General features: G+C 64.7%; 12 protein-coding genes. 4 read left to right on the top strand and 8 right to left on the bottom strand.

The window, feature by feature from the left end; translation table 11 throughout:
• Positions 1 to 53: 53 nt before the first annotated feature.
• Positions 54 to 1,943, bottom strand: a complete 1,890-nt coding sequence (locus tag ABIB24_RS12095) for a propionyl-CoA synthetase (protein WP_137163478.1) — start codon at positions 1,941 to 1,943, stop codon at positions 54 to 56.
• 179 nt (positions 1,944 to 2,122) lie between these two features.
• Here ABIB24_RS12095 and ABIB24_RS12090 point away from each other — a divergent pair, with 179 nt between their 5' ends.
• On the top strand, positions 2,123 to 2,989 hold the full coding sequence (locus ABIB24_RS12090) for a LysR family transcriptional regulator (RefSeq protein ID WP_025338453.1): 867 nt from the start codon (positions 2,123 to 2,125) through the stop codon (positions 2,987 to 2,989).
• Here the strand turns inward: ABIB24_RS12090 and ABIB24_RS12085 are convergent.
• The 5 genes from ABIB24_RS12085 to ABIB24_RS12065 form a co-directional block, all read right to left on the bottom strand.
• Positions 2,963 to 4,117: an HPP family protein gene (locus ABIB24_RS12085; protein WP_085663157.1), complete on the bottom strand. Its 1,155-nt coding sequence runs from the start codon at positions 4,115 to 4,117 to the stop codon at positions 2,963 to 2,965. The two genes, ABIB24_RS12090 and ABIB24_RS12085, sit on opposite strands and share 27 nt — an antisense overlap.
• Before the next feature lie 341 nt (positions 4,118 to 4,458).
• The gene (locus tag ABIB24_RS12080; RefSeq protein ID WP_137163477.1) at positions 4,459 to 5,778 is read right to left on the bottom strand and encodes an ATP-binding protein; all 1,320 of its coding nucleotides are present in this window, start codon (positions 5,776 to 5,778) and stop codon (positions 4,459 to 4,461) included.
• A complete protein-coding gene (locus ABIB24_RS12075; RefSeq protein ID WP_013971919.1) occupies positions 5,775 to 6,443 on the bottom strand; it encodes a response regulator transcription factor in 669 nt (222 codons plus the stop codon). Before ABIB24_RS12075 ends, ABIB24_RS12080 begins: the two co-directional genes overlap by 4 nt.
• Positions 6,444 to 6,758: a PepSY domain-containing protein gene (locus tag ABIB24_RS12070; protein WP_025338450.1), complete on the bottom strand. Its 315-nt coding sequence runs from the start codon at positions 6,756 to 6,758 to the stop codon at positions 6,444 to 6,446.
• Positions 6,758 to 7,069 (bottom strand): PepSY domain-containing protein, encoded by a 312-nt coding sequence (locus ABIB24_RS12065; protein WP_025338449.1) that lies wholly within the window; start codon positions 7,067 to 7,069, stop codon positions 6,758 to 6,760. The genes ABIB24_RS12070 and ABIB24_RS12065 overlap by 1 nt, the downstream gene beginning before the upstream one ends.
• 294 nt (positions 7,070 to 7,363) lie before the next feature.
• On the opposite strand from ABIB24_RS12065, the gene ABIB24_RS12060 reads away from it, so the two are divergent.
• Both ABIB24_RS12060 and queD read left to right on the top strand, forming a co-directional pair.
• Positions 7,364 to 8,443 (top strand): patatin-like phospholipase domain-containing protein, encoded by a 1,080-nt coding sequence (locus tag ABIB24_RS12060; protein ID WP_354316484.1) that lies wholly within the window; start codon positions 7,364 to 7,366, stop codon positions 8,441 to 8,443.
• 53 nt (positions 8,444 to 8,496) lie between these two features.
• Positions 8,497 to 8,853, top strand: coding sequence for a 6-carboxytetrahydropterin synthase QueD (gene queD / locus ABIB24_RS12055; RefSeq protein ID WP_025338446.1), 357 nt, complete (start codon positions 8,497 to 8,499; stop codon positions 8,851 to 8,853).
• A 38-nt stretch (positions 8,854 to 8,891) separates the two neighbouring features.
• Here the strand turns inward: queD and ABIB24_RS12050 are convergent, their stop codons facing one another.
• Both ABIB24_RS12050 and ABIB24_RS12045 read right to left on the bottom strand, forming a co-directional pair.
• A complete protein-coding gene (locus ABIB24_RS12050; RefSeq protein WP_354316483.1) occupies positions 8,892 to 10,160 on the bottom strand; it encodes a hypothetical protein in 1,269 nt (422 codons plus the stop codon).
• 71 nt (positions 10,161 to 10,231) lie between these two features.
• Positions 10,232 to 10,699, bottom strand: coding sequence for a DUF1289 domain-containing protein (locus ABIB24_RS12045; RefSeq protein WP_161795747.1), 468 nt, complete (start codon positions 10,697 to 10,699; stop codon positions 10,232 to 10,234).
• A gap of 406 nt (positions 10,700 to 11,105) precedes the next feature.
• Between ABIB24_RS12045 and acnB the strand changes: the two genes are divergently transcribed.
• On the top strand, positions 11,106 to 13,715 hold the full coding sequence (acnB, locus tag ABIB24_RS12040; RefSeq protein WP_075044547.1) for a bifunctional aconitate hydratase 2/2-methylisocitrate dehydratase: 2,610 nt from the start codon (positions 11,106 to 11,108) through the stop codon (positions 13,713 to 13,715).
• Positions 13,716 to 13,735 lie beyond the last annotated feature (20 nt).

Genomic DNA, 13,735 nt, shown 5'->3' with positions numbered 1-13,735 from the left:
GCAATACCTGTGGGAGCGGGCATGCCCGCGAAGAGGCCAGCAAAGTCCAAACATCAACCCGCCCTGGGCAAATCCGCCAGCACCGCCTCGATCTCCCCCAGCACCGCCGGGTCATCCAGGGTCGAAGGCGGCACATAGTCCTGCCCGTCGGCAATCTTGCGCAGCACCGCCCGCAGAATCTTCCCGGAGCGGGTCTTGGGCAGCCGCTTCACCAACCGCACCCGGTTGAAACACGCCAACGCGCCAATCTCCTCGCGCACGCTGCCCACCAGGTCCACCAGCAACTGCGCCTCGGCAATGCCCTCGCCGTCCTTGAGCACCACCAGGGCCAACGGCACCTGCCCCTTGATCTCGTCATGCACGCCAATCACCGCACACTCGGCCACTGCCGGGTGGCGTGCCACCAGGTCTTCCATCTCGCCGGTGGACAGCCGGTGCCCGGACACGTTGATCACGTCATCGGTGCGCCCCATGATGTAGACGAAGCCGTCATCGTCCAGGTAGCCACCATCGCCGGTGTGGTAATACCCCGGGTAGGTCCGCAGGTAGGCCTGCAGGTAACGCTCATGGTCGCCCCACAGCGTCTGGCTGCACCCGGGCGGCAATGGCAGGGCGATGACGATCGAGCCCTGGTGGTTGGGCCCCAGCAGGTGGCCCTCGTCATCCAGCACGCGCACGTGATAGCCCGGCACCGCCCGGTTGCTCGACCCCGGCTTCGCCGCGCTGCCTTCCAGCCCTACGCAGGGCGCGGTGACCGGCCAGCCGGTCTCGGTCTGCCACCAATGGTCGTGCACCGGCTTGCCACTGACCCGCTCCAGCCATTCGTGGGTGCTGGAATCCAGTTTCTCGCCAGCCAGGAACAACTGGCGCAGCGAGCTCAGGTCGTGCCTGCTGATCAGCTCCCCCTCGGGGTCTTCCTTGCGGATGGCGCGCATGGCCGTGGGCGCGCAGAACAATGCATTGACCTTGTATTGCTCCACCACCCGCCAGTAGGCCGAGGCGTCCGGGGTACGGATTGGCTTGCCTTCGTAGAACACCGTGGTGCAGCCGCTCATCAGCGGCCCATAGACGATCAGCGAATGGCCGACCACCCAGCCCACGTCGGATATGCCCCACCACACATCGCCGGCCTGCATGCCGTAGATATGGCGCATGGCGTAGCACAGCGCCACGGCATTGCCGCCGTTTTCCCGCACGATGCCCTTGGGTTTGCCGGTGGTGCCAGAGGTATACATGATGTAAAGCGGGTCGCCGGCATCCAGCTCCACCGGTGCCACCGGCTCGGCTTTGGCCAATGCCGCCTGCCAGTCCAGGTCGCGGCCCGGCTGCAGCTGGGCACGCGCCTGCGGGCGCTGCAGCACCAGCACGTTGCGCGGCTGGTGGCGGGCCAGTTGCAGGGCGCGATCGACCAGCGGCTTGTATTCGATTACCCGGTCGAACTCCAGCCCGCAGGAGGCCGTCAGCAGTAGCGTCGGCCGGGCATCGTCGATGCGCAAGGCCAGCTCGTTGGCGGCAAAGCCACCGAACACCACCGAGTGCACTGCGCCAATCCGCGCGCAGGCCAGCATGGCCATGGCCGCCTGCGGCACCATGGGCATGTAGATGATCACGCCATCGCCCTTGTTCACCCCCAGCTGGCGCAACAACCCGGCCAGGCTCGCCACCTCGTCGCGCAATTGGTGGTAGGTGTAGGCCTGCTGCACGCCGGTCACCGGCGAGTCGTAGATCAGCGCCAGCTGCTCGCCACGGCCCTGCTCGATCTGGTGATCGAGGGCCAGGTAGCAGCTGTTCAGGCGGCCATCGGCAAACCAGCGGTGGGTACCGTCGGCATTGTCTTGCAGCGTGAGGGCAGGCTTGCGGTGCCAGGCCAGGTGCGCGGCCTGTTCCGCCCAGAAAGCGGCAGGGTCGGAAATGGAATGGGCGTAGCTGTGCTGGTAGCTCATATCGAAAGAAACCCGGTACTTGTTGTTATTGAAGGGCGAAACTTGAGTATGGACCGCTACACCCGCGCCGCCATGGGACTAAAGTCACAACCGACCTGCAAATTTGCAGACAACGCAAAAACGCCCCATAACGGTGCAAAGCCTCTAGAATAGGCCACCCTTCAGCCACCGAGCAGCTCATGGACATCGATCAGGCCCGTACCTTTCTGGAAATCGTGCGTTGCGGCAGCCTGGTCGCCGCCGCCGAACGCCTGTTCGTGTCACAGACGGCGATCACCGCGCGGGTGCAGCGCCTGGAGCAGCAACTGGGCTGCCAGCTGTTCGTGCGCAGCCGCAACGGCGCCAGCCTGACCAGCGACGGCGAGGCATTCGTCAGTTATGCCAACCAGATGGTGCAAACCTGGGAAGCGGCGCGCCGCGACCTGCCGCTGCCCGAAGGCTGCCAGCAAGTGCTGCACGTGGGCGGAGAGGTGAGCCTGGGCAACCCGATGCTGCTCGACTGGGTCAGTGCCCTGCACCGCGAGCTGCCCAGCCATGCCATCCGCAGCGAGGTGAGCGACGGCGAATCGCTGCTGCGCAAGGTCGAGATGGGCCTGCTGGATGCCGCGCTGGTCTACCAGCCGACCTACGGCCCGGGCCTGCAGGTGGAGCAGCTGATGGAGGAAAAGCTGATCCGTGTGCGCCGGGTCGCCCAACCGGACCCGTACATCTATATCGACTGGGGCGAAGCCTTCCGTCGCCAGCACGATGCCGCCCTGCCCGACTGCGCGCGCCCGGCGCTGAGCTTCAACCTGGGCCCGCTGGCCTTGCAGTTCATACTCGACCAGGGCGGCAGTGGCTACTTCCGCACGCGGGTGGTGCAGGCCTACCTGGACAGCGGGGTGTTCGAGCGGGTACCGCAGGCGCCGGAATTCACCTACCCGACCTTCCTGGTGTACCCGCGCAAGCGCGACAGCGAAGCCCTGCAACAGGCCTTCGCCATCCTGCGCCGGCTGGTAGCCGCCGGCGCCAGCGACTGGTCACAACGCTGGGACCCGGTTATCTGAAGCCTCGGCCTTGCTGAGCAGCTGGCGCTTGAGGCCGGCGATCAGGTCGGTCTGGGTGATCACCCCCACCAACTGGTCGGCATCGAGCACCGGCAGGCAATGCAGGCCCTGTTCGCACAGCAATGGCAGCAAGCGCTCCAGCGGGTGCTGGCTGCTGACGCTGATTACCCGGCGGCTCATCACCTGCTCCATGCGCACCGCCTTGCGGCCGAACAACCCGCGCCAACTGAAGCGGCCACGCTGCATGGCCGGGCCGACCAGGTCGCTGAGGCTGACGATTCCCACCAGCTTGCCCTGCTGCAGCACCGGCAGGGTTTTCAGGTGGTGGCTGGCCAGCATTTTCCAGGCCTGCTCCAGAGTGGTGTCGGGCGTGGCGAACTGCACGTCGCGGGACATCACCGAGGCCGCGGTGATACCGCCAAGGCTGCGCTGCAGGGCGTGTTGCTCGGTGGCCAGGATGATGCGTTCCAGTTCGTCACGGGTGACGTCGACGAACTCGCCCAGTTCTTCCAGGGCCTGGTCCAGATCCTCTCCACGGATGCCGACCCGCTCGCTGGGCAGCGGGTCATGGGTGTGGTGCAGGTCCTTGCGCGGCACCGCGCCTTTCGGGTAGCGCACGCCGGTAAGGCGGTTGTAGAGGATCGCCACCGCTACCAGGATCAACGCGTTGAGCAGCACCGGCTCCAGCAGGTGGTCGCCCATGGCGGTCAGCCCCGGGTCGGCCAGCACCGCGCTCACCGCCACCCCACCACCTGGCGGGTGCAGGCAGCGCAGCAGGCACATCACCAGGATCGAGATACCCAGGGCGGCAGCGGCCACCCACAGCTCCGGGCCGAAGCCCTGGCGCATGGCCAGGCCGACCGCGCCGGCCAGGGCGTAGCTGCCCAACACCGGCCAGGGCTGGGCCAACGGGCCCGAGTGCACGGCGAACACCAGCACGGCCGAAGCCGCCAGCGGGCCGAGCAGGTGCAAGGCAATGCTGGGGCCATAGGCCATGCTGGTCAGCCAGCCGGCGAGGAACAGGCCGAGCAACGCGCCGATACCGGCACGCAACCATTCTTTGGGGGGAATATTCAGGGGCGCTGGCAACAGCCGCTGCAGACGACTTTCGGAACGCGAGGCAGACATGTAGGTAATCGGAATCTGTAGTTTTTCTGGTTAAAAAGAAAGCCCAGCCGAGGTGGCCTGGGCCTCGTATTGCGGTTGCAATAGCACAAGGGGCTCCGTCCGTGGAGAGATGGAAACCGCAGGGTTTCGTGGGGGAATTTTGCCGGGTGGGGTGAGATTGGGCTAATTCAAAAAAATGCGGCTGTACTGCAATTTTTTTGCAGTGGTGATATGGCCAGCAAATTCCTCAAGCGCGCCGCGCAACTTGTGGGAGCGGGTTCACCCGCGAAGAATGCGACACGGTGCATGGCACCGGCTTCGCCGGTGTTCGCGGGTAAACCCGCTCCCACAGGGCCCCGGCATTACCGAGCCTTGCGCGGCAAGTCGATGCTTACCCGCAAGCCGCCCAACGGGCTATCCAGCAGCGCCAGGCGCCCGCCCCAGGCCTCGACGATATCGCGCACGATGCCCAACCCCAGCCCGTGCCCGTCTACCTGCTCGTCCAGCCGCGAACCGCGCTCCAGTACCTGCTGCCGCTGGCCCTCGGGGATACCGGGGCCATCATCATCGACCCACACCTGGTAGCCCTCGGCACTCGGCGCGATACCCAGCCGCACCTCGCTGTCGGCCCACTTGCAGGCGTTGTCCAGCAGGTTGCCGAGCAGCTCCAGGAAGTCCTCGCGGTCCCAAGGCAGCAGCAGCCCGGGCGGCACATCCCTGGCCAGCAGCAGGCCCTCGCCATGGATCATGCCCAGCGTCCCCAGCAACCCCGGCAGCTCGACGTCGCAGTCGAACTGCGCGCCAGGCAGCGCATCCCCGGCCAGGCGCGCACGGTTCAGCTCACGCGCCAGGCGCTGCTGAATCTGCTCCAGCTGCTCACGCATCTGCGCGCGAACATCCGGCAGGTCCTTCAGGCGCTCGCTGGAGGCCAGGCTCAGCAGCACCGCCAGTGGCGTCTTCAGCGCATGGCCCAGGTTGCCCAGGGCATTGCGCGAGCGGCGCAGGCTGTCTTCGGTATGGCTCAGCAGGTGGTTGATCTGCCCCACCAGCGGCGCCAGTTCGCTGGGCACCTCGGCATCCAGCTGCGAGCGCTGGCCCTGCTGCAACTGGGCGATCTGCTGGCGGGCCCGCTCCAGTGGCCGCAGCGAGCGGGTCACGGTGATGCGCTGCAACACCAGCACCAGGATCAGCGCCACCAGGCCCATGCCCAGGCCGATCTGTTGCAGGCGCCGGAAACCTTCGCGTACCGGTGAATAATCCTGTGCCACGCTGATCGAGATGTCCTGGCCCAGGCGCCGGTAGTCGGCACGCAGGGCAAGCAGTTGCTGGCCTTCCGGGCCGAGTTCGTGGCTGTCGGAAAGGCCCGGCGCGGCGGGCTTGGGCATGTCCAGATCCCACAGCGAACGGGAGCGCCAGGTGCCTTTATCGAAATCGATGCGGAAGTAATAGCCGGAAAACGGCCGCTGGTAGGCGGCCGAGATACGCCGCTCATCCAGCTGCAGGCCCGAAGGCCCGCGCACCAGGGCCACCAGCAGGTTTTCGCTTTCCTTGCGCAGGCCGTTCTCCAGGTAGCGCTGCAGGCCGACCTCGAACAGCCACAGGGTCAGCTGCGCCAGCACCAGGCCGACCACCACCAGCACCGCCACCAGGCCCAGGCTCAGGCGCGCCTGGATCGACTTCACGCGGCGCTCCCGGCGTAGATGTAGCCCTGCCCGCGGCGGGTCTCGATGACGCTGCGGCCCAGCTTGCGCCGCAAGTGGTTGACGTGCACTTCCAGCACGTTGGAGTCGCGCTCGGTTTCACCGTCGTAGAGGTGCTCGGCCAGGTGGCTCTTGGACAGGATCTGCTGCGGATGCAGCATGAAGTAGCGCAGCAGGCGGAACTCGGCGGCGGTCAGCTGGATATCCACGCCGTCACGGTTCACGCACTGCCGGCTTTCGTCCAGGTGCAGGCCGGCCGCTTCCAGCGTCGGCTGGTTGGCCAGGCCACGGGCACGGCGCAACAGCGCCTGGATGCGTAGCTGCAGTTCTTCGGGGTGGAAGGGTTTGCTCAGGTAGTCATCGGCCCCGGCCTTCAGCCCTTCGATACGCTCGGCCCACGAGCCACGGGCAGTAAGGATCAACACCGGCGTGGCCAGGCCGGCGGCACGCCACTGGGCCAGCACTTCCAGGCCCGGCAGGCCCGGCAGGCCAAGGTCCAGGATGATCAAATCGTAGGGTTCGCTCTGGCCCTGGTACACCGCGTCGCGGCCATCGGCCAGCCAGTCCACGGCGTAGCCCTGGCGCTGCAGGCCGGCAGTCAGTTCATCGGCCAGCGGTACATTGTCCTCGACAAGCAACAGGCGCATTCAGTCGTCTTCCTCGTCTTTGAGCAGGGCACCGCTGCTGGCGTCGAGCTTGATCTCGCGCACCACGCCTTCAGCCGTCAGCAACTCGACTTCGTATTCGTAGCGATTGTCGTCTTCTTCCAGCTCGGCCTCCAGCAGGCGCGCCCCGGGGTGACGCCCCAGGGCGGTTTCCAGCAGATGCTCGAGCGGCAGGATGATGCCCTTCTGGCGCAGTTCCAGGGCTTCGTCCTGGTCCAGGTCGCGGGCAACGGCCAGGGAACACACGGCCAGCAGGGCCAGCGCGAGGTAGCGCGCCGGCCGCAGTAGGTGGGTCATCAGTTGTCCCGCTCGTCCTTCAGCACTTCACCGGTCTTGGCGTCCAGCGCCACGTCCCATTCGACATTCTGCGTGTCGCGCAGCTCGACCTTGTAGATGTAGCGGCCGTACTCGTCTTCAAGCTCCGAGTCGGTGACGGTGGCACCTGGGTGCTTGGCCACGGCGGCGGCTTTGAGTTCGTCCAGCGACTTGACGGTCTTGGCATTGACCAGTTTGACCACTTCGTCGGGCTGCACATCCTTGGCGATGGCGGAATGGGCGCCCAGGGCAAGGGCGGCGGCTACGGTGAACAGGGCAGTCATGTGTTTCATCGTTCTTCTCTCCTGAGAACTGTGCAAGTTGTCTACGGGGTTAAGATTAACCACCGGTCCTTAATTCAACCTGAAAACAACTGGCGCCATGATAGCGCAGCTCTCACCGGTTCATCACAGGCCGCGGCATGGGGCAAATACCTGTAGGAGCAGCCTTGTGCTGCGAATGGGCCACTAGGGCAACAGATTTTCTTCGCCAACAATGGCCTCTTCGCAGCACAAGGCTGCTCCTACAGGCCCTGTGCATGCCTTGAACCCTTTACAATGACTCGCCTGCAGCCCAAGAGATCCGCCATGAGCGCCATTCACATCAAATACCCCGCCCTCACCTTCAAGGCCGGCCAATGTGCCCTGCGGCAGGTCCGCGAGCGCGGCCTGCAGGCGGCCGATGTCGGTGTGCTGCCGGGTGCGGCTGGCGGGCCGAAGCCGCTGGGCATCCAGGGTCTGGACCTGGCGCTGTTCGGTGAGTGGCTGCCGTCGGCACCACGCCAACGTGCGCTGATCGGCGCCTCGATCGGCGCCTGGCGCTTCGCCAGTGCCTGCCTCGACGACCCGGTCGCAGGCATCCGTCGCCTGGGCGAACTGTACACCGAGCAGGATTTCGCCAAGGGCGTCACCCCGGCCGAAATCAGCCGCAGCTGCCAACACATGCTCGACAACCTGCTGCAAGGCCGCGACGGCCAACTGCTGGCCAACCCGCACTATCGCCTGAACATCCTGGTAGTGAAGAGCAATGGCCAGCTCGCCCACGACCATCGCGGCCGCCTGGGCCTCGGCCTGGGTTCGGTGATCGCCAGCAACCTGCTCGGCCGTTCGCGCCTGGCCCGGCACTTCGAGCGCATCATCCTGCACGACGGCCGCGCCACGCCGCCGCTCGACGCACTGACCGACTTCCCCTCGCGCTGCCTGCCGCTGGACCTGGCCAACCTGCGCCATGCCTTGCTCGCCTCAGGGTCCATCCCCATGGTCATGGAAGGTGTGAAAGACATCCCAGGCGCAGGTGCAGGCACCTACCGCGACGGCGGCCTGCTCGACTACCACCTCGACCTGCCCTACCGCGGCGACGACCTGGTGCTGTACCCGCACTTCACCGACAAGGTCGTACCCGGCTGGTTCGACAAGGCCCTGCCCTGGCGCAAGGGCGATGCCACCCGCCTGCAGAACGTGCTGCTGATGACACCCTCGCCGCAGTACCTGGCGGCTCTGCCCTACGGCAAGCTGCCCGACCGCAACGACTTCAAGCGTTTCATGGGCGATGCGCCTGGCCGCAAGCGCTACTGGTACAAGGCCATTGCCGAGAGCCAGCGGCTGGGCGACGAGCTGCTGGAGCTGATTGCCACCGGGCGGTTGCATGAACGCCTGCAAGCCTTGTAGCGGCCATGCTGGTAGACTGCGCGCATTCTTGATTCACATAGAGTTATGACAGCGTGGAAATCTTCAAGGAATTCACATTCGAATCGGCCCACCGCCTGCCGCACGTCCCTGCCGGGCACAAATGCGGTCGCCTGCACGGCCACTCGTTCAAGGTCGGCCTGCACCTGACCGGCCCGCTCGACCCGCACACCGGCTGGATCCGCGATTTCGCCGAGATCAAGGCGATCTTCAAGCCGATCTACGAGCAACTGGACCATAACTACCTGAACGACATCCCGGGCCTGGAAAACCCCACCAGCGAAGTGATCGCCAAGTGGATCTGGGACCAGGTCAAGCCGCTGCTGCCGGAACTGTCGAAGGTCCGCATCCACGAGACCTGCACCAGCGGCTGCGAGTACAGCGGCGACTGAACCCCGGCAAGGGCGCTGTAGCAGCGCCCTTGCGCCCCCTAGAACCTGGCCGAGGTTTCCAGCACCTGCACAGTCAGGGATCCTTCCTCACCCAGCGCCTGCGTACCCAGCCTGCGTTCGCTGCGATCAGCCAGCTTCACGACTCGGCCACTGCTGTGCCTGAGTTTCACGTTGGCCACAGTTGCCCCCACCTGCAAGGTAGCCGGGTCCAACCCGTCCAGATGCCAGAGAAAATCCGCCTCCGCACGAACCGATTGCCAGCGCTGCGCCAGGCTCATGGTCCAGCCTGTCTGTTTGCGCAAGGTGAAGTTCAGGCGCCGACCACGCTCGTCAAGCGGCCAGATCTCATACGCATACACCCCGTTATCGAGGTAAGCGGCAAACCAGAAACGCTCGCATGCCGGTCGGGTTTCATCGTCGCGCCAGCGCGTGCCCAACGAATCGGTCTGCTCCACACTCAACCTTGCCCGTGGGTTCCACTCCCAGCCTTCGTCAAAGCGAGCTGCCACCAAGCCTTGCACGCCGTCCGCGGAGCCGGCAGGGCCGGCTGGCGCCTCGTCGGGCCGCCAGCACAAACTGGCGATGAAACTGTGCTCTGCCTTGAACACATGACTGCTGCCCGCCCGCTGCAGGCCCGTGCCCCAGGCGACATCGCGCGCTTCATGGGCGTAGTCCAGCACTTCTAGGGCCATCAGTCCTGGCTCGCCAGTCAGCGTGTTTATCAGCCACGCCTCCCGGTTGGCGATGCGCCTGGCCCGTTGCCCGGCGGCGTCGACCAGAACGACATTGCATAACCGCGCCCCGCGCTTGATATCGTTGTGGTTGATACCCGAAAGGTTCCACAGGTGCTGCGGATCGGTCAGATGCTGACGCCCGGCCGCCGCCTCGGTCTGGTCCTTCACGCCCGCATAGCCTGCAAAGCCTGACAGCACCCCCGGCTTACTGTAGACAATCCGGTTCAGCGGTTTCCAGTTCCGGTCATAAGGCCGCATTTCATAGCGCAGCGTCGCCCCGGTCCGTTCCGTACCGCTGACATAGGCTCCGAACCAGAACAGCTCGCCATACACATGACTGGGCAAGGTGTAGCTCCATGACTCCAGTCGCAATGGCCCGGTGCCTTCGGGCTCGGCCCGCAGATACCGGTACCAGTGGTCGTTGTGAAACCCGGCCCCGCCATAATGCAGCCACATGGGGGCAAGCCTGGCGGTCGAAGCGTCCCACTGATCGGGATGCAGGAGCTCATCGCCCAGCTGCCACCAGCAGCGAGCCAAAAAGGAAAATTCCGGGTGGTAGACATATTCGCTCATGGGCGCTTCCTGTGCATGGAAAACGCCGGACACTACGCGAGCGATGCCGCCCGAAATCAGCGGGAAACAGCCTACTCCAAAGCCTGTTGCAGGAACGCCGGGGCGATGTAGCGCTGGTAATGCGCCTCGGACAGCAGGAAGAACTCGCGGTCGATGGCGTCGCGCAACTGCGGCAGCTCCCAGTCGCGGAATTCCGGCAACAGCACCATGCCATAGGCCTCCAGATCACGGATCATCCGCGCCCCGCGGGCAATCAGCTGGTACGCCCAGCAATATTCCGACTGCTGCTCGACAAAGCGGATGGAACGCTGCTCCAGTTGCTGGCGCAGCAGGCCTTTGTCGAACACCTCCAGCTTGGCCATCATCACCTGCACCAGCAGCTGCTCCAGGCGCAGCCACACGGCGCGCTTCTGCGCATCGTCGTAGCCGTTCCAGTTGATCACTTCGTGGTGGAACCGCTTGCAGCCACGGCAAACCGTGTCTCCGTAAACCGTGGAGCACAGGCCGACGCAAGGGGTCTTGATGGACTTGTTGGACATGAAAAACAACAGCTTGGCGGTGGAACACGGGCTCATGTTAGCCCTTTGTCTAACCAGGGTCACTCGTTAAAGTCATCTTCGCCGCCTTACCTTCGAGCTTTTTTTGCCGTAGAATCATCCCGCCTTTTCAAAGGCAACAATGTCCGTTGGAAGCTGTTTTCAAAGCGTCACGAGCACAGTTCATCCGGTAGAACGGCGTTGGCCCGGGCCATGCATCCCTCGCATGCCCGTGCCAGCCCTCATCAGCTCCCCGTTCTGCAGGCGTAAAACTTTGAAAGCAGCTTCTGTAAGGATTCTTTGCGACTCTGGCTGGGCGGCCCACAAAGCCGTGGCAGCGCATGGGTGCATTGAATGCTGGATGAGCGTCCCGGACCCCCTTTAGGGACCACTGATGAGGGAAATAACTGTGCTTGAAGCCTACCGCAAACACATCGAAGAGCGTGCCGCCCTGGGTATCGTGCCCCAGCCGCTGAACGCCGAACAAACTGCAGGCCTGGTCGAGCTGCTGAAAAACCCGCCGGCCGGCGAAGAAGCCTTCCTCGTAGACCTGATCACCAACCGCGTACCGCCAGGGGTCGACGAAGCTGCCTACGTCAAGGCCGCTTTCCTCTCCGCCGTCGCCAAGGGCGAAGCCAAGTCGCCTCTGATCGACCGCAAGCACGCCACCGAACTGCTGGGCACCATGCAGGGCGGCTACAACATCGAAACGCTGGTCGCACTGCTGGATGACGCCGAACTGGGCGCCGTCGCGGCCGAACAGCTCAAGCACACCCTGCTGATGTTCGATGCCTTCCACGACGTGGCCGAAAAAGCCAAGGCCGGCAACGTTCACGCCAAGGCCGTGCTGGAATCCTGGGCTGCCGGCGAGTGGTTCACCTCGCGCCCGGCCATCGCCGACAAGTACACCCTGACCGTGTTCAAGGTGCCTGGCGAAACCAACACCGACGACCTGTCCCCTGCCCCGGACGCCTGGTCGCGCCCTGACATCCCGCTGCACGCCCTGGCCATGCTGAAAATGGCCCGCGACGGCATCGAGCCGCAGCAGCCTGGTTCGGTCGGCCCGCTGGCCCAGATCGAAGCCGTCAAGGCCAAGGGCTTCCCGGTTGCCTACGTCGGTGACGTGGTCGGTACCGGTTCCTCGCGTAAATCCGCCACCAACTCGGTGCTGTGGTTCTTCGGCGACGACATCCCGTACGTGCCGAACAAGCGCGCCGGTGGCTTCTGCTTCGGCACCAAGATCGCCCCGATCTTCTACAACACCATGGAAGACGCCGGCGCCCTGCCGATCGAATTCGACTGCACCAACCTGGCCATGGGCGACGTCATCGACGTTTACCCGTTCAAGGGCGAAGTGCGCCGTCACGGCAGCGACGAACTGGTCACCAACTTCGAGCTGAAAACCGAAGTGCTGCTGGATGAAGTCCGCGCTGGCGGCCGTATCCCGCTGATCGTCGGCCGTGGCCTGACCGAAAAAGCCCGTGCCGAACTGGGCCTGGGTGCTTCCGACCTGTTCAAGAAGCCGGAGCAGCCTGCCGATTCGGGCAAGGGCTTCACCCTGGCACAGAAAATGGTCGGCCGTGCCTGCGGCCTGCCAGAAGGCCAGGGCGTGCGCCCAGGTGCCTACTGCGAGCCGAAGATGACCACCGTCGGTTCCCAGGACACCACTGGCCCGATGACCCGCGACGAGCTGAAAGACCTGGCGTGCCTGGGCTTCTCCGCTGACCTGGTGATGCAGTCGTTCTGCCACACCGCGGCCTATCCGAAGCCGATCGACGTCACCACCCACCACACCCTGCCAGACTTCATCCGCACCCGTGGCGGCGTGTCGCTGCGCCCGGGCGACGGCATCATCCACAGCTGGCTGAACCGCATGCTGATGCCTGACACCGTGGGTACCGGTGGCGACTCGCACACCCGCTTCCCGATCGGCATCTCGTTCCCGGCAGGTTCCGGCCTGGTGGCCTTCGCCGCCGCCACCGGCGTCATGCCGCTGGACATGCCAGAGTCGATCCTGGTGCGCTTCAAGGGCAAACTGCAGCCAGGCATCACCCTGCGTGACCTGGTTCATGCCATCCCTTACTACGCCATCCAGAAGGGCCTGCTGACCGTCGAGAAGAAAGGCAAGAAAAACGCCTTCTCCGGCCGCATCCTCGAGATCGAAGGCCTGAACGATCTGACCGTCGAGCAAGCCTTCGAGCTGTCCGACGCCTCGGCCGAGCGTTCCGCTGCCGGTTGCACCATCAAGCTGCCAGAAAAGGCCATCGCCGAGTACCTGCAGTCCAACATCACCCTGCTGCGCTGGATGATCGGCGAAGGCTACGGCGATGCCCGCACCCTGGAGCGCCGCGCCCAGGCCATGGAAGCCTGGCTGGCCAAGCCTGAGCTGCTGTCGGCCGACGCCGATGCCGAATACGCCGAAATCATCGAAATCGACCTGGCCGACGTGAAAGAGCCTGTGCTCTGCGCGCCGAACGACCCGGACGATGCCCGCCTGCTGTCTTCGGTACAGGGCGAGAAGATCGACGAAGTGTTCATCGGTTCGTGCATGACCAACATCGGCCACTTCCGCGCTGCCGGCAAGCTGCTGGACAAGGTCAAGGGCGGTATCCCGACCCGTCTGTGGCTGGCTCCGCCAACCAAGATGGACGCTCACCAGCTGACCGAAGAAGGCTACTACGGCATCTACGGCAAGGCTGGCGCGCGCATGGAAATGCCAGGCTGCTCGCTGTGCATGGGTAACCAGGCACGTGTGCAGACCGGTTCGACCGTGGTCTCCACCTCGACCCGTAACTTCCCGAACCGTCTGGGCGACGCCACCAACGTGTACCTGGCATCGGCCGAGCTGGCTGCTGTCGCTTCGATCATCGGCAAGCTGCCGACCGTTGAAGAGTACATGCAGTACGCGAAGGACATCGACAGCATGGCTGCCGACGTTTACCGCTACCTGAGCTTCGACCAGATCGCCGAGTTCCGCGAAGCGGCAGCCAACGCCAAGATCCCGGTGGTTCAGGCGTAAGCTGAGTTGTAAGATGTAAA

It is taken from the genome of Pseudomonas sp. UYEF17 (assembly GCF_040546125.1).
GTDB classification, from domain to species: Bacteria; Pseudomonadota; Gammaproteobacteria; order Pseudomonadales; family Pseudomonadaceae; genus Aquipseudomonas; species Aquipseudomonas putida_Z.
This window is presented reverse-complemented; position numbering and strand designations above follow the sequence as displayed.

Bases quoted from the DNA above. Each gene is read 5' to 3' on its own strand.
- ABIB24_RS12095 (WP_137163478.1), bottom strand. From the start codon at position 1,943: ATGAGCTACCAGCACAGCTACGCCCATTCCATTTCCGACCCTGCCGCT.
- ABIB24_RS12090 (WP_025338453.1), top strand. From the start codon at position 2,123: ATGGACATCGATCAGGCCCGTACCTTTCTGGAAATCGTGCGTTGCGGC.
- ABIB24_RS12085 (WP_085663157.1), bottom strand. From the start codon at position 4,117: ATGTCTGCCTCGCGTTCCGAAAGTCGTCTGCAGCGGCTGTTGCCAGCG.
- ABIB24_RS12075 (WP_013971919.1), bottom strand. From the start codon at position 6,443: ATGCGCCTGTTGCTTGTCGAGGACAATGTACCGCTGGCCGATGAACTG.
- ABIB24_RS12070 (WP_025338450.1), bottom strand. From the start codon at position 6,758: ATGACCCACCTACTGCGGCCGGCGCGCTACCTCGCGCTGGCCCTGCTG.
- ABIB24_RS12065 (WP_025338449.1), bottom strand. From the start codon at position 7,069: ATGAAACACATGACTGCCCTGTTCACCGTAGCCGCCGCCCTTGCCCTG.
- ABIB24_RS12060 (WP_354316484.1), top strand. From the start codon at position 7,364: ATGAGCGCCATTCACATCAAATACCCCGCCCTCACCTTCAAGGCCGGC.
- ABIB24_RS12050 (WP_354316483.1), bottom strand. From the start codon at position 10,160: ATGAGCGAATATGTCTACCACCCGGAATTTTCCTTTTTGGCTCGCTGC.
- ABIB24_RS12045 (WP_161795747.1), bottom strand. From the start codon at position 10,699: ATGTCCAACAAGTCCATCAAGACCCCTTGCGTCGGCCTGTGCTCCACG.